We start from the raw sequence: 18,277 nt of genomic DNA, 5'->3' as shown, positions 1-18,277 counted from the left end.
CGGTACCTCGGTTTATGATATCTAGACGACAGGTCATCGCTGGCGCAGTCGCCGGACTCGGTGGCATTGGCCTCGCCGGCAATGCGGTGTATCAGGAGTTCAGGCCGAAGCTGTTGCTCTCGGTGATGAACTTCCACGACCAACCGCACTCCTTGACCGTGCAACTCGTTCGCCGAGGCGCCGACGAGTGGAGCGAAGGACTCGCATGGATGGAGTATATCGACATCGAGGCGCAACCCGAGGACGGAGACGTTCCGAGACTGAATTTTCCGGCGGTTGCTCCCGCTCGGCCGTACATCGTCCACATCGAAGCCCGGAGCAACAATATTGGCGACCGAGAGTTCACGTACCTGCCCGACTGTTCTGGGTACGACTCACCAACCCCCGGACTGTACATCGTCATCTCCACGGAGGGGGAGATTAAACTCAAAGGGACCGGGTGTAGCGATGATTCGCTGTGGTACTGAACTACTCCCGCGCCGCTCGCAACTCGTCGATGTGTGCGTCGATGACCGACAGCGTCGCGTCGGCGTCGACGTAGCCCTTCTCGTACTCCTTCATCGCGCTGTTGTAGTCGCTGAGGAACTGTGCGACCGCGTCGTCGAGGTCGTCGCTCATACACGTCCGTAGCCCCGCCATCGGATTTGAACCTTCGGCCCGCGGACGACGGGACCGGAAGCGCACGGGACTCCGGCCCGACCGCCGCACCGCGGGACCGTCGATTTATGACCGCGCCCCGCCAACGCGCCGGTAGTGACGACCCTCCGCTTCGAGGACGGAACGATTCACCTCGCTACCGACCTCGATATCTCGATTCCCGGCGTCGAAGCCGACCCCCGAAGCGGCGGCTATCGAGCCCCAGCGATGCGGTACGCCGCCATTCGGGACGAATTAGAGCGACGGGGAACCGAGTTCGAAGACACGCTCGCCCTCGACGCCCCCCTCTCGCTTTCGACGACCTACGACCTCCGCGACTACCAGCGCGCCGCGCTCGACGCGTGGCTCGACGCGGGCGGTCGCGGCGTCGTGGAACTGCCGACCGGCGCGGGCAAGACGGTGCTCGCGGTCGCCGCGATGGTCGCCCGCTCCGTGCCGACGCTCGTCGTCGTGCCGACCATCGATTTACAGGACCAGTGGATACGCGAACTCGAAACCGAGTTCGACGTGCCGGTCGGTCGGTTCGGCGGCGGCGAACAGACCCAAGAGGCCATCACGGTCTCGACGTACGACTCGGCGTACCTCCGCGCCGACGACGTGGGCGGCGACTTCGGTCTCGTCGTCTTCGACGAGGTCCACCACCTCGGCGGCGAGGGATACCAAGACATCCCGCGCTTTCTCGCCGCACCTTCCCGCCTCGGCCTGACGGCGACGTTCGAGCGCCCCGACGGCGCACACGAGCGCGTCGAGGAACTCGTCGGCCCGCGGGTGTACCGCCTCGACGTGGACGACTTGGCAGGCGACCACCTCGCCGACTACGAGGTCCGCCGAATCGAGGTGGAACTCACGGCCGACGAGCGCGAGACGTACGACGAGGCACAGGAGACGTTCGTGAACTACCTGCGCACCTCGGGGCTGTCGATGCAGTCGGGCAGCGACTACCAGAAACTCGTGATGCGCTCCGGGAACGACCCGAGAGCGCGGGCGGCGCTCCTCGCCAAGCAGCGCGCCCGCGACGTGATGATGAACTCCGAGGCGAAGGTGGACAAACTGGCCCGGTTGCTCGCGCGACACCGCGAGGACCGCGTCATCGTCTTCACCGCCTCGACCGACCTCGTCTACCGCATCTCGCGGCGCTTCCTCGTCCCGCCGATAACCAACGAGACCGGCACGAAAGAGCGCCGCGAAATCCTCGACCGCTTCCGCGACGGCACCTACGACACCGTCGTCGCGGCCAACGTGCTCGACGAGGGCGTGGACGTGCCCGACGCGAACGTCGGCATCCTCCTTTCGGGGTCGGGGTCGGAACGCGAGTTCACCCAGCGCCTCGGTCGCATCCTCCGACCGAAGGCCGACGGCGCGACCGCGACGCTCTACGAACTCGTGAGCGTCGAGACGGCGGAAGAACGGGTCGCGGCCCGGCGTCGGTGACGCGGGTCGGCACCGGCGGGAAAGCGGTCGCCTTCGGAGTCAGGCCAGCGAGACGTTCAGGTCGCCGTTGTTGGCGAAGGCGTCGTACTCGAACTCGAACTCGATTGCGAAGTCGGCGCTCCCGGCTGCCGGGACGGCGAGCTCCTGCGACCGGGTCGACTCCTCGTCGCGGACGCTGACGCGGGCTTCGACCGTGGCGATTCGCTCCGCCCCGCTGTCGTTGACGACCGTCCCGAAGACGCGGAGGCGGCCGTCGTCGGTCGCCTCGAAGTCGACCTCGGAGATACGAACCGGCGGTACCTCCGGGGTGTCTCGGGGCTCCCCTGCCGGTGCCTCGGGCGGGTTTCGCGGACCCGTCGCGCCCGGAAGCGACCCGAGACAGCCGGACGACAGGCCGACCGCGACCAGTCCGAGGAGGCGTCGTCGCTCCATACGATGGCGTCCGCCGCGGGCGCAATGAACCTTGTCGTCCGCGCCGTCGGCCGTGTCCGCCCGCGCCGTCGGCCGGTGTCCGCCCGCGCCGTCGCTCGCTTCTTGCCCACGCCGCCCGAGTCGTTTTTGTCCCGCGGTCCCGTCGTGGCGAGCGTGCTGACGAAGGACCTGCTTCGCGTGTCGCGGGCGGGCGGCGGCTACCACCCGCAGTTCGCCGACCGGGGAGACCGCCCGCTGGCCGCGAAGGCCATCGGCGTCTTCCGGCGACACGTCGGCGACGCGCGGGCCGACCTCGACCACGCCCTCGCGGACCTCGAAGCCGAGGCCGACGACTTCAAACTCGCCCGCGGCTTCGCGTCGCTGCTCGACCGCGAGGCGGTGTTCGAGACGGCGGCTCCCCTGCCGCCCGTTCGCGCCCGCCGCGCCGCGTTCGAGGCCGCGATGGCGGTCGGTGGCGTAACGACCGACGAGGAGCGAGCCGCGGCGCTCGACCGCGCGGCGTCCTCGCTCGGGTCGTCGCCCGAGGCGGTCGACGAGTCGCTCACGGCCGACCGCGAGGTCGAACAGGTGCTTTCCGAGTTCGACCCGCGGTGGACGCCCGACGAACTGCTCGCGCAGTACAACCTTTCGCTCGCCCAGACCGCCCTGTTCGACGCGACCGAGGTTCGGGTCCGAAGCTCCGACCCGAAGGCCGTCGTCTCGGCGGTCAAGCGCCTCCGCCTCATGTACGAGGTCCGGAAGACCGACGCCGGGCGCGAGGTCGTCGTCACCGGTCCCGACGCGCTCTTTCAGCGAACCAGACGCTACGGAACCGCCTTCGCCCGCCTGCTTCGGTCGGTCGCAACCGCCGGCGACTGGCGACTCGTGGCGACCATCGACGACCGCGGGACGGAACGCGAACTGACGCTCACGAGCGAGGACGTGTCGGTCCCCGGCGTCGAGCCGATGGCCGAACCCGGCTTCGACAGCGACGTGGAGTCCGACTTCGCCGCCCGCTTCCGCGGCCTCGACCTCGACTGGTCGCTCGTCCGGGAGCCGGAGCCCCTCGAAACGGGGACGAGCGTGATGATTCCCGACTTCGCGTTCGACTACGCGCACGCCGACTTCCGCGTCTTCTTCGAGATTATGGGCTTTTGGACGCCCGAGTACGTCGAAAAGAAGCTGGGCCAACTCGCCGAGGTGGAAGACGTGGAACTCGTCGTCGCCGTGGACGAGTCGCTCGGCGTCGGCGAGGACATCGCCGCCCGCGACCACCGCGCGGTCCCCTACTCCGGCTCCGTGCGCGTGAAGGACGTGGTGGACGTGCTGCGCGACTACGAGTCCGACCTCGTCGCCGACGCGGCCTCGTCGCTCCCCGCCGAACTCGCGCCGGACGACGACGTGGTCACCCTGTCCGACCTCGCGGCGGCCCGCGGCGTCTCCGTCGACGCGCTCGACGACGTGGTCTTCCCGGAACACGAACTCGTCGGGCGGACCCTGGTTCGGCCCGCCGTCCTCGACGCGCTCGTCGGGGAAGTCGAGGCGGGGATGTCGCTGTCGGCGGTCGAGTCCGTCCTCGACGACCGCGGCCTCGACGACGCGAGCGCGGTCCTCTCGCGGCTCGGCTACCGGGTCGAGTGGGAGGGTCTGACCGGCGGAACGGTCAAAGAGAAGTAGTCTCGGGGGGCGACCCCGAACCGCTCAGTCGAGTTTGACGAGTTCTTCCTGCCGACCCTTCGGGACGGTCGAGCGGAGTTCCCCGTGGAGGTAGAGCCCGACGCCGAGCGGTTCGAGTTCGCCGGCGATTTCGTGGGCGGCGGTGAGGTAGCCCCAGTCGCCCTCCCATCGGTCGAGCTGTTGGTCGTGGCCGTCGACGAACGCCTTCGCCTCGCCGGGGCTCAGTTCGATGACGTTCTTCGTCGCGTCGCCGCAGAACCGCTGGACCGCGTTGGTCGAGGGCTTCCAGTGGCGCTGACGGGTCCGGAGGATGCGCATTCCGAGCCCCTCGACTTTGATGGGGTCGACGACCTCGCCGTGGAACGCCCAAATCTTGCCCGCGCCCTTCTCCCAGAACGTGTAGCCGTCGAAGACCGCCGGGTCGACGCCGAACCGCTCTTCCCACCAGTCGATGACCTCCTCGCGGGAGGGCCGCCCCTCGACGACGCGGTCGTCGGCCGTCGGCGGCAGGCGGTCGAACTGCTGGCCCCAGTTCTCGTCGGGGGCGGTGTCGTCGCTCATGCGTTCACCTCCAGTTTGGCGGTGAAGAAGCCGCCCGTGTCGTTGTGGTGCGGGTAGACGCGGCGGGCCTTGGTCACCGACGGGTCGTACTCGTCGCCCTCCCACTCGGTGATGCCGGGCGCGGTCTCGAAGCCGTCGGGGACGTCCCACTCGACGACCTCGCAGTCCTCCCGTTCGAGGACGAAGTCGAGGATGGCCTCGTTCTCCTCGGGCGCGAAGGTACACGTGGAGTAGACGACGGTGCCGCCGGCTTTCGTCACCTGCACGGCGCGCCGGAGGATGCCCTTCTGGATGCCGGCGACGCTTTTGACGTGGTTCATCGTCCACTCGTCGAGCACGTCGGGGTTCTTCCGGCAGGTGCCCTCGCAGGAACAGGGGGCGTCGACGAGGACGCGGTCGAACTGCTCGAACGACCCGGACTTTTCGGGGGTTCGCTCCCCGAAGGGCTTCATCGAGAAGTTGCGGGCGTCCTGATTCGACACGACGAGGTTGGTCACGCCGAGGCGCTCGGCGTTGTGGCGGAGCGCCGACAGCCGACCGAGGTTGTTGTCGTTGCCGACGAGGACGCCCTCGTCGTCCATCATGGCGGCAATCTGGGTCGTCTTCGACCCCGGCGCGGCGCAGGTGTCCCAGACGCGCTCGCCCGGTTGCGGGTCGAGTGCGATAGCCGGGAGCGCCGACACCTCCTCTTGGCCGTGGAGCCAGCCGTGGAAGTACGGCCAGTTCGTCCCCGGACTGCTGTCTTCGAGCTTCAGGATGCCGGGGTGCCAGTCGGTCGGTTCGTAGGCGACGCCCTCGTCGTCGAGCGCCTCGCGGGCGCGCGCCACCGTCGTCTTGATGGTGTTGACGCGGACGACGGAGGGAAGCGGCCGCTCGCAGGCCGCGAAAAAGGCCTCCTCGTCGTCCACGAGCGGCGCGTACCGCTGGAGCGGGTTCATGACACTCGATTCCGCGGGGGCGCGCTTGTCGGTTTCGGAGTCGTCGGGTGACGAGCTCGGAGCCGCGGGGAGGCGACGCGGGACGGTTCACGGACGCGGACCCGTCCGTCGATAGCGACGCAGTCGCCCGTCGGATTTACTTCGCCCCGGCGACCATGTTCACGTATGGCACGCATTCGCGTCCTCGCGGAGGAACTCACCGACGAACTGGAGTCGCCGACGCTGGTCGAAGGACTGCCGGGCGTCGGGTTAGTCGGCAAAATTGCGGCCGACCACCTGGTGGAGGCGTTCGACATGACCCACTACGCGGACGTGTTCTGCGAGGGCGTCCCGAAGGTTGCGGTCTACATGAAGGACGACCCGACACTCCACCCGCCGGTCAGGCTCTACGCCGACGCGGAGCGGGACCTGCTCGTCCTCCAGAGCGACATCCCCATCCGACCCGACGCGGCGACCGAACTCGCCAGCTGTCTCGGCCCGTGGTTCGAAGACCTCGACGTGCTTCCCGTGTTCCTCTCGGGCATCGCCCACGAGAAGTCCGAGGACGTGCCCGCGCTCTACGGCGTCGGCACCGACGGCGCGACGTCGCGGCTCGAAGACGCCGGCATCGACCGTCCGACGGAGACCGGCCTCGTCTCGGGACCGACGGGCGCGCTCCTGAGCAACGCCGTCTCGGTCGGCCGCCCGGCGCTCGCGTTGGTCGTCGAGTCGGACCCGCAGTTCCCGGACCCCGAGGCGGCCCGAGTCATCATCAAGCACGGCATCGAACCGCTCGTCGGCGTCGAGGTCCCCGTGGACGACCTCGTGGACAGCGCCACCGAGATACGGCAGGCGAAAGAGCAGTTGGCCCGGCGGATGCAGCAGTCCGACGAGGAGAGCACGCAGGCCCGGCCGCTCGGGATGTACCAGTAAGGCCGCTGTCGGTCGGTGACGGCGGGTATCGACCCGCGCGGCCGCCCCACGGTGAGAAGCGTTTCGGCCGGCCCGCAGTCTACACGTTTAAGCCGCGCCGGCCACTTCTCCCGCCCATGAGCGACGACCCTGCCGAGTCGGCCACGGACGCGAACGCGGAATCCGAGCCCGACGCGGCACCCGACGCAGCGGCGCAGGCGGCCGAAGACGCGGCGACGGACGCCGAGGGCGAGGCGTCGAGCGCCGAGTCGGCGGCCGAGGACCCCGACGCGACGGGCGACGGGCCGGCCGTCTCCGACCGCGTCGCCGAGTACGACGACGACCTCGCGGCCGAGGTCGCGGCGCTCGAAGCCCGCGTCGCCGACCTCGAAGCCGAGCGCGACGAGGCCGAAGCGACGGCCGAGGAACTCCAGTCCCGCCTCAAGCGCACGCAGGCGGACTTCCAGAACTACAAGAAGCGCGCGAAGAAGCGACAGGACCAGATAAAAGAGCGCGCCACCGAGGACTTCGTCGAGCGCGTCGTCACCGTCCGCGACAACCTCGTCCGCGCGCTCGACCAGGACGAGGACGCCGACATCCGCGGCGGCCTCGAATCGACGCTCAAGGAGTTCGACCGCATCCTCGAAGACGAGAACGTCGAAATCATCGCCCCCGAACCGGGGACGGACGTGGACCCCAACCGCCACGAGGTGATGATGCGCGTCGACAGCGACGAGCCCGCGGACACCGTCGCCGACGTGTTCCAGCCCGGTTACGAGATGGCCGACAAGGTCATCCGCGCCGCGCAGATCACGGTCAGTAAGGGCGAGTAGTCGCGAGCGACGCGGCTGTCTCCCCGCGGCCGGCCACGGCGGCTTGACGCGTCGCCGACCCGGGGAGGACTTTTGTTCTCACCTCGCAATCACTACGGCATGCGACTTCGTTCCCGTCGGCGGCGGCCGACCGTGCGCGTCACCCAACACGGTGACCCCGGCGACGACGACCTGCTTTTCGTCCTCGGATGGGGCAACAAGCCGGGTCACCGGAGCGTCGAGTGGCTCCTCGACCGCCTCACCTACGAGGGCTACCACGTCCACGCCGTCGAACTCCCGACGAACGGCTGGGAGTTCGAGGGCCAGTACGTGAGCCCGGTGCGGGCGTACGCGGTCGACCGCGACATCGACCTCGTCCTCAGCCACAGCACCGGCGGCCTCGTCGCCGCCCACCTCGACCTCGCGGTCCGGAACGTCTTTTTGAGCCCGTGGTGGGGGACCGCGACCGCCGGCCTCGATGGCCTGCTGCTCCCCGTCGTCAGGCGGTTGCCGACGACGCGCCCGTTCGTCCCCGCGGGCATCTCTCGTACGGACCTCGGCGAACTGAAACTCGCCGCCGAACTGGCCGACGGCCCGGACAACGCCTCGCCCGCCTTCCTCCGCATGATTCACGGCGCGCAGGAGTCGCTGCCACCGTTCCGTCCCGACGACGTGGTCTTCGTCTCGCTGTCGGACCGGGTCGTCGACGTTCGCGCAATCGGCGACCGGACCCCCGCGTCGAACCTCGTCCCGTACGACGGCGGCCACGAGTTCTTCGCCAGCGAGGGCAGGGAGCGGACGCTCTCGGTGGTGCTCGACGCCCTCGACGGAGCGGACCCGTCGTCGCTCCGACTCGGCGGTGCGGGCGTGCCCGGCTCCGACGACTCGACCGACGGAACGGAGCGACCGCAGTCGATGGACTGAGACGCCGTCGCCATCGACATCGACTCTGCCGGACGCGACGCTGGCGACGCGGTCGGCGGTTCTACATAAATCGACCGACCTGTTTCGACGCGAGAACGCAAAATCGCAAGACAGCGTCGACCTCGGTGCGCGCCGTGTGTCGCAGTATCTAGTAACCTTTAACCGGCAAAAGACGGTATTTGCGGGCAAGATGGCGAGCAACAAGATTCTGGGTATCGACCTCGGCACCACGAACAGCGCGTTCGCGGTGATGGAGGGCGGCGACCCGGAGATTATCGTGAACGCAGAAGGCGACCGAACCACCCCCTCCGTCGTCGCGTTCACCGACGACGGTGAGCGGTTGGTCGGCAAGCCGGCGAAGAACCAGGCCATCCAGAATCCCGAGCGCACGATTCGGTCCATCAAGCGCCACATGGGCGAGGACGGCTACTCCGTCGACATCGAGGGCGAGGAGTACACGCCGGAGCAGATTTCGGCGATGATTCTCCAGAAGATCAAGCGCGACGCCGAGGACTATCTCGGCGACGAACTGAAGAAGGCCGTCATCACCGTCCCCGCGTACTTCAACGACAAGCAGCGTCAGGCGACGAAGGACGCCGGCGAAATCGCGGGTCTCGAAGTCGAGCGCATCGTCAACGAGCCGACCGCGGCCTCCATGGCCTACGGCCTCGACGACGAGTCGAACCAGACCGTGCTCGTCTACGACCTCGGCGGCGGCACCTTCGACGTGTCCGTCCTCGACCTCGGCGGCGGCGTCTACGAAGTGGTCGCCACGAACGGGGACAACGACCTCGGCGGCGACGACTGGGACGAGGCCATCATCGACTGGCTCGCCACCGAGTTCAAGAACGACCACGGCATCGACCTCCGCGAGGACCGACAGGCCCTCCAGCGCCTCAAGGACGCGGCAGAGGAGGCCAAAATCGAGCTCTCCTCGCGCAAGGAGACGACCATCAACCTCCCGTTCATCACGGCGACCGACTCCGGGCCGGTCCACCTCGAATACGACCTGACCCGCGCGAAGTTCGAGTCGCTCACCGCTGACCTCATCGACCGGACGGTCGAGCCGACCGAGCAGGCGCTCGAAGACGCCGGCTACGACAAGGGCGACATCGACGACGTCATCCTCGTCGGCGGCTCCACCCGGATGCCGCAGGTCCTCGACAAGGTCGAAGAGCTGCTCGGCTCCGAGCCGAAGAAGTCCGTCAACCCCGACGAGGCCGTCGCGCTCGGCGCGGCCATCCAGGGCGGCGTTCTCGGCGGCGAGGTCGACGACATCGTCCTCCTCGACGTGACGCCGCTGTCGCTCGGTATCGAGGTCAAAGGCGGCCTCTTCGAGCGCCTCATCGAGAAGAACACGACGATTCCGACCGAGGAGTCGAAGATATTCACCACCGCGGCCGACAACCAGACGACGGTGCAGGTCCGCGTCTTCCAGGGCGAACGAGAGATGGCCGAGGACAACGAGCTCCTCGGCGAGTTCACGCTCTCCGGCATCCCGCCGGCCCCCGCGGGCACCCCGCAGATCGAAGTCGGCTTCAACATCGACGAGAACGGCATCGTCAACGTCTCCGCCGAGGACAAGGGCTCCGGCAACGCCGAGTCCATCACCATCGAGGGCGGTGCGGGCCTCTCCGACGACGAGATCGACCGCATGCAGCAGGAGGCCGAACAGCACGCCGAAGAGGACAAAGAGCGCCGCCGCGCCGTCGAGGCCCGCAACGAGGCCGAGGGCGCGGTCCAGCGCGCCGAGACGCTCCTCGAAGAGAACGAAGAGAACGTCGACGACGAACTCCGCGCCGACATCGAGGCGGCCATCGAGGACGTCGAAGCGGTCCTCGAAGACGACGACGCCTCCACGGACGAACTCGAAGACGTGACCGAGGACCTCTCGAAGGAACTGCAGGAAATCGGCAAGCGCATGTACCAACAGCAGGCGCAGGCCGGCGGTGCCGGCGGCGCTGGCGCTGGTGCGGGCGCGGCCGGCGGCCCCGGCGGTGCGGACCCCGAGGACTTCGTCGACGCCGACGCGGACTTCGACGAGGAAGACGAGGACAACTAACGCTAACCACCTGACCGACTCTCGGGTCGCCGAGAGACCCGACGCCGGCGGTCGAATCCGGTCGGAATCCCGGATTTGACGCCGCTCGCGCTCGCCGCGATACGAGAGACGGACTTTTCAAATACCTTCACCGGCTACAAGAGAGCAACTGATGAGCGAGGACTTCTACGACGTACTCGGGGTCTCGCGGGACGCCTCGAAAGACGAGATCAAGAACGCGTACCGCAAGAAGGCCGCGAAGTACCACCCCGACGTTTCCGACGAGGACGACGCCGAGGAGAAGTTCAAGAAGGTCCAGAAGGCAAAGGAGGTGCTCACGGACGACGAGAAGCGGCAGATGTACGACCAAGTCGGCCACGAGCGCTTCCAGCAGTCCCAGAAACGCGGCGGCGGTGGCGGCGGCCGCGGGGGAGGCAATCCCTTCGGCGGCGGCAACCCCTTCGGCGGGATGGGCGGCGGCGGTGGCGGCTTCGAGGACATCTTCAACAACCTCTTCAACGGCGGCGCGGGCGGCCAACAGCGCAACCGTCCCCAGCAGGGTCGCGACGTGGCCCAGCGCATCTCCATCGACCTCGAAGACGCCTACCACGGCGTCGAGCGCGACGTGACGATTCGCCGCCGCGAGGTCTGTCCCGAGTGCGACGGCGAGGGCCACCCCGAGGACGCCGACGTGAACACCTGTTCGGAGTGTAACGGCTCGGGCCAGCAGACGACGGTCCAGCAGACGCCCTTCGGCCGCGTCCAGCAGACGACGACCTGTCGCGCCTGCGGCGGCGAGGGCGAGACCTACAGCGAGGACTGCTCGGAGTGTCGCGGCAGCGGGCGCGTCCGCCGCACTCGCGACGTGACCATCACTATCCCCGCCGGCTTCCGCGACGGCCAGCGCCTCCGCTACCGCGGCGAGGGCGAACCCGGCGAGAACGGCGGCCCCAACGGCGACCTGTTCGTCGAGGTCAACGTCCGCGACCACGAGGAGTTCGAGCGGGACGGCGACGACCTCCGCTACACCCACCCCATCTCCTTCCCGCAGGCCGTCTTCGGCGCGACCGTCGAGGTGCCGACGCTCGACGGCGAGGAGGAACTGAAGGTGCCCGCGGGCACCCAAAGCGGGTCGACGTTCACCGTCTCCGGCGCGGGGATGCCCCACCTCGACGGTCGGGGCCACGGCGACCTGCACGTCGAGGTCCACGTCGTCACGCCCGAGGACCTCAACAAGGAACAGCGCGAGGCGCTCAAGGAGTTCGCCGAGGCCGGCGGCGAGGAGGTCAAAGAGGGCCTCTTCCAGAAGCTGAAGAACTCGCTGTAACGGATTTCCGGCACCACCACGCTCTCTTGTCCGGCGGCCGTCAGTTCAGGCGATGTCCTACACGAAAGCGAACTACGAGGACGTAGACGCGGTCGGCGGCGGCCTCCATTTCCTGCGAGACGAACTCGACTGCGTCGAACTCGGCTTCAGCGTGTTAGAGACCGACCCCGACTGGTCCGGCAAGCCGCACGACCACGCCGAACAGGGCCACGAAGAAGTGTACTTCCTCGTCTCCGGCGGGGCGACGCTCGTCGTCGAAGACAAGAAAGTCGACCTCGAACCCGGCGACGCAGTACGCGTCTCGCCCGAGGACACCCGCGAACTCCGAAACGGTCCCGAAGAGAGCACGTTCGTCATCGCGGGCGCGCCCTGAGCGACGGAGCCGAGACTCAGACGTCGACGCCCGCCCCGCCGCGTTCTCGGACCGCGAGAGCGCCTCGGGGCCTTTTTTCGCGCCGACTCCCTACGACCGGCCATGGACGTTATCGGCGACCTCATGGCCCGCGACCGGCGGAGCGACCGACTCGCCCTCCGGGTTGACGGCCCCGGCCGGACCTACACGTACCACGACCTCATCACGACCTCGTACAAGGCCGGGAACGTCCTCCGCTACCTCGGCGTCCGCAAGGGCGCTCGCGTCGCGGTCGACCCGGTCTCGCTCCCCGAACCGCTGTTGACGTTCCTCGGGGCGGCCCAACTCGGCGCGGTGACCGCGTTCGACCCGGCGGTCGAGGCGCGAGCGACCGTCGTCGCCGTCGACCGCGAGACGGAGTTCGCCGACCTGCCGCCGGGACAGAAACTCGCCGTGTTCGGTGGCCCGCCGAGTTCGCCCGCGACGACGCACTGGGAACAGGAGGTCTGGAGCGAGAACCCGGCGGTCCACCCGGAAATCGTCGCACCCGACGACCCAGCGCTCGTCGCCGACGACCGCGAGTTCACCCACGGCGACCTGCTGGACGCGGCCCGACGGGTGGCCGCCGACTTCGACCTCGGCGAGGACGACACGGTCGCGGTCAGGTCGTCGCTCAGCCACCCGGGAACCGTCGTCGCCGGCGTGCTCGCCCCGCTTCTCGCCGGCGGGACGATTCGAATCCCCGCGGGCGACGAGGCCGTCGAAGCGGCGCTCGCAGTCGGCGACGGGGTTCCCGAAGCGGTCGCCCTCGCGCCGGACGACGCGTACTGACGACGACGCGTGGGGTGGAGAGAAATCACCGAAGACTCCAACTATTAATTCATATTTGAGATTGAATTCTACCTCGGTGTTAAATTCAGGATTTCCACCGCTATATTTATATTCTGGCTGTATCGTTAGTGCAAACACGTTACATGTCACAGTCTAGCATTGTGTCTCTGTGGAACCGGTATCGGTCGGTCGGCATCGTCTACCGAATCGGGGTCGCGTTCGTCCTCGGGTCGCTCGTCGGCCTCGTCGTCGGTGAGCCGGCGACGGCCCTGAAACCGGTCGGCGACCTGTTCGTCCGACTGCTGAAGATGCTCATCGTACCCATCGTGGTGTTCACGCTCCTGATGGGCGTTCGACAGCTCTCACCGTCGTCGCTCGGCCGCGTCGGTGCGCAGGTAGTCGGGCTGTACGCGCTCACGTCCGCGTTTGCGGTCGCCATCGGACTCGGCGTGAGCAACCTCGTGTCCCCCGGCTCTCGCGGGCTCGAAGAGCTGCTCGCCGGCGCTGAAGCCCAGAGTGCGGAGGCCCCGAACGCGGTCGAGGTCGTCCTCAACATCGTCCCGACGAACCCCGTCGGTGCGATGGCCGAGGGCAGCGTGCTCCCGACCATCTTCTTCGTCGTCGTGTTCGGCCTCGGCCTCACGCTGGCGTGGGAAGAGACGGACGACGAGCAGGTCAAACGCGGCATCGAGGCGTTCTTCGACCTCGCCGACGCGGGCGCAGAAGCGATGTACAAGGTCGTCTGGGGGGCGATGGAGTTCGGCGTCCTCGGCGTCTTCGCGCTCATGGCGAACGTCTTCGGCACCGCCGGCGTCGACGCTATCCTGCCCTTCGCGCTCCTCATCGGAACGATGCTCCTCGCGGCCGTCGTCCACATCGGGGTCGTCTACCTCGGCACGTTCGTCGTCGGGGTCGCGGGTCGGTCGCCGGTCGCGTTCCTCTCCGGCGCGCGCGACGCGATGGTGACCGCGCTGAGCATCCGGTCGTCGTCCGGGACGCTCCCGGTGACGATGTCCGACGCGGACGACAACCTCGGCATCGAAGAACGCATCTACGGCTTCACCCTCCCGCTCGGTGCGACCATCAACATGGACGGCACGGCGATGTATCAGGGCGTCGCGGCCATCTTCGCGGCGAACATCGTCGGCGTGAACCTCTCTCTGGCCGACCAGTTCGCGGTCGTCGCGGTCGCCGTGCTGGCGAGCATCGGGACTGCCGGCGTCCCCGGGTCGGGGCTCATCATGCTCACGCTCGTCTTGACGCAGTTGGGACTCCCGCTGGAAATCGTCGGTCTCGTCGCCGGCGTCGACCCCATCCTCGACCGCATCCGGACGATGGTGAACGTGACCGGCGACCTCGCAGTGACGACCGTCGTTGCCACGTGGAACGACGCGGTCGACTTCACCGCCGACGCGTGGAACGACGGTGTCGGCGCGGCGCTGTCCGACTGAACGAAGGCGGAAAAAACCGCTTCAGGACGCGTTTTCTATCTTTTCGAGCGACTCGGGGTTCTCGATACTGCTCATGTCGCCGAGGTCCTCGCCCGCGTAAATCGAGGCGATGGCGCGGCGGATGATTTTGCCCGACTGCGTCTTCGGGAACTCGTCGACGAACAGGATTTCGCGCGGGCGGAACGGCTTGCCCAACTCGTCGCCGACGACGCCGCGAAGCTCCTCGCGGAGGTCGTCGCTCTCTTCGACGCCGTCTTCGAGGACGACGTAGGCGACGACGGCGGTCCCGGTGGTGTCGTCGGGGACGCCGACGGCGGCGGCCTGATTCACCGCGTCGTGTTCGATGAGCGCGCCTTCGACCTCGGCGGGGCCGACCTTGCGGCCGGCCACGTTGAGGGCGTCGTCGGCGCGGCCGTGGAGGAACCAGAAGCCGTCTTCGTCCTTCTGCGCCCAGTCGCCGTGGTCCCAGAGGTCGTCCCACGACGACCAGTAGGTGTCGAGGTAGCGCTCGTCGCCCTCCCAGAGGCTCTTGGTCATCGACGGGCAGGAGTCGCGGGCGACGAGGAAGCCCCGTTCGTGGGTGTCGGCGATGGATTCGCCCGAGGAGTCCACGATGTCGATGTCCATCCCGAGGCCGGGGCCGCCGAGCGAGCAGGGCTTGAGCGGTTGGGTCGGCATCGGCATGAGGAAACAGCCGCAGATTTCGGTGCCGCCGGAGATGTTGATGATGGGGGCTTCGCCGCCGCCGACGCGCTCGTAGAACCACATCCACGACTCGGGGTCCCACGGCTCGCCGGTCGACCCGAGCAGGCGGAGGCTCGACAGGTCGTGTTTCTCGACCTCCTCGTCGCCGTACTTCCGCAGGGCGCGGATGGCCGTCGGCGAGATGCCGAAGGTGGTGATTCGGTGGCGCTCTATCATGTCCCAGAAGCGGTCCGGGTTCGGGTAGTCGGGCGCGCCCTCGTACATGAAGACCGTGCCGGCGAAGGTGTGGTTCCCGATGAGCGTCCACGGCCCCATCATCCAGCCGATGTCGGAGACCCAGAAGAAGCGGTCTTCGGGCTTCTGGTCGAAGCCGAAGTGAATCTCCTTGGCGGTCTGCATCTGGACGCCCGCGTGGGTGTGGACGATGCCTTTCGGCTTGCCGGTCGTCCCCGAGGAGTACAGGAGCATCGACTCGGCGTCCGACGGCAGGCGCTTGGTTTCGTACGCCGCGTCGGCCTCGCCGACGGTGTCGTCCCACCACTCGTCGCGGCCCTCGGTCCACGGCACGTCGGCGTCGCTACCCCCGCTTTCGTCACCGAACCGCCGGTAGACGACGACGTTCTCGACGCAGTCCGCCTCCGCCATCGCCTCGTCGGCGGTCGGCTTCAGTCGGACTTCGGAGCCGCGGCGGTAGAAGCCGTCGGCGGTGAAAAGCACCGAGCACTCGGGGTCTTCGAGGCGGGTCGCGGTGGCGTCGACGCCGAACCCGGAGAAGATGGGGACGGCTATCGCGCCGACCTTGAAACAGCCGTAGAGGATGGAGATGACTTCGGGGACCATCGGCATGTAGAGGCCGACGGTGTCGCCGGTCTCGACGCCGTACGATTCGAGGACGTTGGCGACGCGGTTGGCCTCGCGGTAGAGGTCGTGGTAGGTCCGCTGGACGACCTCGCCGTCTTCGCCCTCCCAGATGCAGGCGACGCGGTTCCGGTTCCCGGAGTCGACCGCGGCGTGGCGGTCGAGGGTGTTGTGGGCGACGTTGATTTCGCCGCCGGGGTACCAGCGGGAGAACTGCGGTCCCTCCGAGTCGTCGCGGACGGCGTCGTACTCCTCGTAGAAGTCGATATCGAGGTAGTCGACGAGTTCGTCCCAGAACCACTCGACGCCCGAGGCACCGACGCCCGGGACCTCGGTCGTCGTCCGCTCGATGAGTTCGTCGTAGTCCTCGATGTCGTGTTCCCGCATGAATCGGGTGACGTTGGCGTCCTCGACGAACGCCGGGTCCGGTTCGTGTACCACGGTGTCGGTGTCGGGTACGTCCATGAATCGAGGTACCGCGACCGCGACCATGAATCTTTAGTGTTCTTTCGTTGAGTTCGCCGGACGCGGCGGGAATCGTCGTACCGGCCCGAGTCGTTTTTGTCGGCCGGTGTGCTACGAGTAAGCATGTACGTCCGAGACGCGAAGAACCGAGACGAGGTCTGGTTGCTCGACTCGCTGGAGGAACTCGGACTCGACGACGGCTCCTTCCGGTCCCGCGATTACGTCATCGCGCTCGACGAGGAGTCCGGCGAGAAGGCGGGGTTCGGGCGAATCCGGGTCCACAAGACCGACGAGCCGTTCTGCGAGGTCACCTGCGTCGGCGTTTCGGAGCGGTGGCGCGGACAGGGCGTCGGCGCGCACGTCGTCGAGCGACTGGTCGACCGCGCCGCGGCCGAGGAGTTCGAGACGGTTTACGGCTTCACCTCGGACCACGGCTACTGCGCGCAGTTCGGCTTCGAGGCGGTCGACGCCGAGGACCTCCCGGCGGGACCGCGTCGGCGACTCGACCGGGTCAGAGAGGTCGACGGCGACGCCATCGCGCTCCGACTCGACCGCGAGGCGTTCTCGATGCCCGAGCGCCTCCGCGAGCGGTTCAAAGTCGCCGCGCCCGCGAGCGTCGGGGACGCCGAGCCGGAGCTGACCGCCGAGGACTTCGGCTACGACGAGGAGACGCCGACGAAATACTCCACGAACCTGCGGCGCTGAATCTCCGGCACCGAGCCGGGACCGAGTCAGGTCCGGTCGTCGAGGAAGTCGGTGCTGAAGACGATCCAGGTCAGCACGCTACAGAACAGAATCGGCGGGAGGATGGCGAACCCCCAGAGGGGTTCGAGCCCCTGCAGGAGGATGAGCACCACGTCGGCCAGTCCGAGCGCGAGGAACGGCGCGGTCGCCAGCGCGGCGCGCTTTCGGTTCTTGCCGCCCGTGTCCTCCGGGAGCGGGCCGGGCGAGGCGTCGCCGGCCGAGGCGTCCGAGGTCGAGGTCGACGAGGGCGCGTCCATGCGGGTTCGTCGGGGCCGGACGAGCAAAAACGGTCCGCCTTTCGGTCGGAGTTCCCCGGCCGATACGCCTTCGCCGTCAGCGTCGGTAGCCGCCGTCCTATCGGGCGTTTTCGACGCGCGAGGCGTACTCGACGAGCGCGAACAGCGCGCCGAGGATGACGGCCGAGAACACCATCCCGTAGAGGCTGAACGCGAGCGGGGTCGTCGGCAGCGAGAGGAGGCCGAACAGCGATATCTCGGCGGCGACCTGGCCGCCGTTCTCGCCGATGAAGACGCCGAGGATGCCCGAGATGGCCACGACGCTCGCGCCGACGAGGAGCAGGATTCGTCGTCCGCCGGATGTGTCGTTCACGACGCCGCGTTAGGGCCGAGCCGTATAGTCGCTTGCGGGACGACGCGACGGGCGAGCGACCCCGTAATCTCGCCCGTGTCGGTCCGTGTCCGTCGGCCGACACGACAGTCTCGGGGAGCCGAACGAACTAAGCCACCCCACGCGAATGAGCGCCCAATGCCCGAAGCACTCGTCGAACGCGCCCGCGAAGCGCTCGACAACGCCTACGTTCCCTACTCGGAGTACACCGTCGGAGCGGCGCTCAGGACCGCCGACGGCGAGGTCTACGTCGGCTGCAACATCGAGAACGCGAACTACTCGAACAGCCTCCACGCCGAGGAGGTCGCCGTCGCGGAGGCGGTAAAGAACGGCCACACGGAGTTCGACCGCCTCGTCGTCACCTCGGGCGCACGCGACGGCGTGACGCCCTGCGGGATGTGCCGCCAGACCCTCGCGGAGTTCTGCGACGAGGACCTCCCGGTCGTCTGCGACCTCGGCGGCGACGACGTCGCCGAGTACGCGCTCGGCGAACTCCTCCCGAACACCATCTCGCTGGACACGCTGGAGGCCGCCGCGGCGAAGCGCGACGCCGACGCCGAGCCCGACGAATAAC

20 protein-coding genes are annotated in these 18,277 nt (G+C 68.1%); 13 read left to right on the top strand and 7 right to left on the bottom strand.

The genetic code is table 11. The annotated features are described in order from the left end of the window. The first annotated feature begins 14 nt into the window (after nt 1-14). On the top strand, nt 15-467 hold the full coding sequence (locus tag C5C07_RS08425; protein ID WP_115804874.1) for a hypothetical protein: 453 nt from the start codon (nt 15-17) through the stop codon (nt 465-467). Between the two features lies 1 nt (nt 468). Here C5C07_RS08425 and C5C07_RS21665 read toward each other — a convergent pair whose 3' ends face one another. Continuing rightward, entirely contained in the window at nt 469-618 is a 150-nt protein-coding gene (locus C5C07_RS21665; RefSeq protein WP_004041491.1) for a hypothetical protein, read from the bottom strand. A 135-nt stretch (nt 619-753) separates the two neighbouring features. On the opposite strand from C5C07_RS21665, the gene C5C07_RS08420 reads away from it, so the two are divergent. Continuing rightward, nucleotides 754-2,088, top strand: a complete 1,335-nt coding sequence (locus C5C07_RS08420; RefSeq protein WP_115804873.1) for a DEAD/DEAH box helicase — start codon at nt 754-756, stop codon at nt 2,086-2,088. 39 nt (nt 2,089-2,127) lie between these two features. Here the strand turns inward: C5C07_RS08420 and C5C07_RS08415 are convergent, their stop codons facing one another. Then, on the bottom strand, nt 2,128-2,520 hold the full coding sequence (locus C5C07_RS08415; RefSeq protein ID WP_049905210.1) for a hypothetical protein: 393 nt from the start codon (nt 2,518-2,520) through the stop codon (nt 2,128-2,130). Nucleotides 2,521-2,673: 153 nt separating this feature from the next. On the opposite strand from C5C07_RS08415, the gene C5C07_RS08410 reads away from it, so the two are divergent. Next, entirely contained in the window at nt 2,674-4,176 is a 1,503-nt protein-coding gene (locus C5C07_RS08410) for a DUF790 family protein (protein WP_115804872.1), read from the top strand. Nucleotides 4,177-4,200: 24 nt separating this feature from the next. On the opposite strand, the gene C5C07_RS08405 is transcribed toward C5C07_RS08410, so the two are convergent. Continuing rightward, nucleotides 4,201-4,737 carry a hypothetical protein gene (locus C5C07_RS08405; RefSeq protein WP_115804871.1) on the bottom strand — a complete coding sequence of 179 codons (537 nt, stop codon included), beginning with the start codon at nt 4,735-4,737 and terminating at the stop codon, nt 4,201-4,203. Next, a complete protein-coding gene (locus C5C07_RS08400) occupies nt 4,734-5,675 on the bottom strand; it encodes an RsmB/NOP family class I SAM-dependent RNA methyltransferase (protein WP_004976813.1) in 942 nt (313 codons plus the stop codon). Before C5C07_RS08400 ends, C5C07_RS08405 begins: the two co-directional genes overlap by 4 nt. A 165-nt stretch (nt 5,676-5,840) precedes the next feature. Between C5C07_RS08400 and C5C07_RS08395 the strand changes: the two genes are divergently transcribed. From C5C07_RS08395 to C5C07_RS08360, 8 genes are all read left to right on the top strand, one after another. Beyond that, nucleotides 5,841-6,587: a proteasome assembly chaperone family protein gene (locus C5C07_RS08395; RefSeq protein WP_050459102.1), complete on the top strand. Its 747-nt coding sequence runs from the start codon at nt 5,841-5,843 to the stop codon at nt 6,585-6,587. Nucleotides 6,588-6,703: 116 nt separating this feature from the next. Further along, nucleotides 6,704-7,399 carry a nucleotide exchange factor GrpE gene (locus C5C07_RS08390; RefSeq protein WP_004976816.1) on the top strand — a complete coding sequence of 232 codons (696 nt, stop codon included), beginning with the start codon at nt 6,704-6,706 and terminating at the stop codon, nt 7,397-7,399. Nucleotides 7,400-7,531: 132 nt separating this feature from the next. Beyond that, nucleotides 7,532-8,302, top strand: coding sequence for an alpha/beta hydrolase (locus C5C07_RS08385; protein ID WP_199522730.1), 771 nt, complete (start codon nt 7,532-7,534; stop codon nt 8,300-8,302). 190 nt (nt 8,303-8,492) lie between these two features. Next, on the top strand, nt 8,493-10,364 hold the full coding sequence (gene dnaK / locus C5C07_RS08380; protein ID WP_004976822.1) for a molecular chaperone DnaK: 1,872 nt from the start codon (nt 8,493-8,495) through the stop codon (nt 10,362-10,364). A gap of 151 nt (nt 10,365-10,515) precedes the next feature. Continuing rightward, entirely contained in the window at nt 10,516-11,670 is a 1,155-nt protein-coding gene (dnaJ, locus tag C5C07_RS08375) for a molecular chaperone DnaJ (protein WP_115804869.1), read from the top strand. Between the two features lie 52 nt (nt 11,671-11,722). Beyond that, complete coding sequence (locus C5C07_RS08370; protein ID WP_004976826.1) at nt 11,723-12,043, top strand: cupin domain-containing protein; 321 nt, start codon at nt 11,723-11,725, stop codon at nt 12,041-12,043. 102 nt (nt 12,044-12,145) lie between these two features. Next, nucleotides 12,146-12,853 carry an AMP-binding protein gene (locus C5C07_RS08365; RefSeq protein ID WP_115804868.1) on the top strand — a complete coding sequence of 236 codons (708 nt, stop codon included), beginning with the start codon at nt 12,146-12,148 and terminating at the stop codon, nt 12,851-12,853. A gap of 143 nt (nt 12,854-12,996) precedes the next feature. Continuing rightward, nucleotides 12,997-14,304, top strand: coding sequence for a dicarboxylate/amino acid:cation symporter (locus C5C07_RS08360; RefSeq protein WP_049905196.1), 1,308 nt, complete (start codon nt 12,997-12,999; stop codon nt 14,302-14,304). A 21-nt stretch (nt 14,305-14,325) separates the two neighbouring features. Here the strand turns inward: C5C07_RS08360 and C5C07_RS08355 are convergent, their stop codons facing one another. Continuing rightward, nucleotides 14,326-16,332, bottom strand: coding sequence for an AMP-binding protein (locus tag C5C07_RS08355; protein ID WP_115804867.1), 2,007 nt, complete (start codon nt 16,330-16,332; stop codon nt 14,326-14,328). 123 nt (nt 16,333-16,455) lie between these two features. On the opposite strand from C5C07_RS08355, the gene C5C07_RS08350 reads away from it, so the two are divergent. After that, entirely contained in the window at nt 16,456-17,037 is a 582-nt protein-coding gene (locus C5C07_RS08350) for a GNAT family N-acetyltransferase (RefSeq protein ID WP_004976834.1), read from the top strand. A gap of 26 nt (nt 17,038-17,063) precedes the next feature. Here the strand turns inward: C5C07_RS08350 and C5C07_RS08345 are convergent, their stop codons facing one another. Next, a complete protein-coding gene (locus tag C5C07_RS08345) occupies nt 17,064-17,333 on the bottom strand; it encodes a hypothetical protein (RefSeq protein ID WP_004976836.1) in 270 nt (89 codons plus the stop codon). Between the two features lie 97 nt (nt 17,334-17,430). Next, nucleotides 17,431-17,685: a hypothetical protein gene (locus tag C5C07_RS08340; protein ID WP_004976838.1), complete on the bottom strand. Its 255-nt coding sequence runs from the start codon at nt 17,683-17,685 to the stop codon at nt 17,431-17,433. Between the two features lie 156 nt (nt 17,686-17,841). Here C5C07_RS08340 and cdd point away from each other — a divergent pair, with 156 nt between their 5' ends. Next, nucleotides 17,842-18,276: a cytidine deaminase gene (cdd, locus tag C5C07_RS08335; protein WP_004976840.1), complete on the top strand. Its 435-nt coding sequence runs from the start codon at nt 17,842-17,844 to the stop codon at nt 18,274-18,276. Nucleotide 18,277: the final 1 nt, after the last annotated feature.

The organism is Haloferax sp. Atlit-4N (genome assembly GCF_003383025.1).
Lineage (GTDB): Archaea > Halobacteriota > Halobacteria > Halobacteriales > Haloferacaceae > Haloferax > Haloferax gibbonsii.
The sequence above is the reverse complement of the archived record's forward strand: the minus strand, read 5'-3'. Positions and strand labels throughout refer to the sequence as shown.

What these genes read in the sequence shown, in the direction of transcription:
- C5C07_RS08415 (WP_049905210.1), bottom strand. Translation starts at nt 2,520, where the DNA reads ATGGAGCGACGACGCCTCCTCGGACTGGTCGCGGTCGGCCTGTCGTCC.
- C5C07_RS08365 (WP_115804868.1), top strand. Translation starts at nt 12,146, where the DNA reads ATGGACGTTATCGGCGACCTCATGGCCCGCGACCGGCGGAGCGACCGA.
- C5C07_RS08345 (WP_004976836.1), bottom strand. Translation starts at nt 17,333, where the DNA reads ATGGACGCGCCCTCGTCGACCTCGACCTCGGACGCCTCGGCCGGCGAC.
- dnaJ (WP_115804869.1), top strand. Translation starts at nt 10,516, where the DNA reads ATGAGCGAGGACTTCTACGACGTACTCGGGGTCTCGCGGGACGCCTCG.
- C5C07_RS08360 (WP_049905196.1), top strand. Translation starts at nt 12,997, where the DNA reads ATGTCACAGTCTAGCATTGTGTCTCTGTGGAACCGGTATCGGTCGGTC.
- C5C07_RS08405 (WP_115804871.1), bottom strand. Translation starts at nt 4,737, where the DNA reads ATGAGCGACGACACCGCCCCCGACGAGAACTGGGGCCAGCAGTTCGAC.
- C5C07_RS08355 (WP_115804867.1), bottom strand. Translation starts at nt 16,332, where the DNA reads ATGGACGTACCCGACACCGACACCGTGGTACACGAACCGGACCCGGCG.
- C5C07_RS08395 (WP_050459102.1), top strand. Translation starts at nt 5,841, where the DNA reads ATGGCACGCATTCGCGTCCTCGCGGAGGAACTCACCGACGAACTGGAG.
- C5C07_RS08370 (WP_004976826.1), top strand. Translation starts at nt 11,723, where the DNA reads ATGTCCTACACGAAAGCGAACTACGAGGACGTAGACGCGGTCGGCGGC.
- C5C07_RS08400 (WP_004976813.1), bottom strand. Translation starts at nt 5,675, where the DNA reads ATGAACCCGCTCCAGCGGTACGCGCCGCTCGTGGACGACGAGGAGGCC.
- C5C07_RS08390 (WP_004976816.1), top strand. Translation starts at nt 6,704, where the DNA reads ATGAGCGACGACCCTGCCGAGTCGGCCACGGACGCGAACGCGGAATCC.
- dnaK (WP_004976822.1), top strand. Translation starts at nt 8,493, where the DNA reads ATGGCGAGCAACAAGATTCTGGGTATCGACCTCGGCACCACGAACAGC.
- cdd (WP_004976840.1), top strand. Translation starts at nt 17,842, where the DNA reads ATGCCCGAAGCACTCGTCGAACGCGCCCGCGAAGCGCTCGACAACGCC.
- C5C07_RS08425 (WP_115804874.1), top strand. Translation starts at nt 15, where the DNA reads ATGATATCTAGACGACAGGTCATCGCTGGCGCAGTCGCCGGACTCGGT.
- C5C07_RS21665 (WP_004041491.1), bottom strand. Translation starts at nt 618, where the DNA reads ATGAGCGACGACCTCGACGACGCGGTCGCACAGTTCCTCAGCGACTAC.
- C5C07_RS08350 (WP_004976834.1), top strand. Translation starts at nt 16,456, where the DNA reads ATGTACGTCCGAGACGCGAAGAACCGAGACGAGGTCTGGTTGCTCGAC.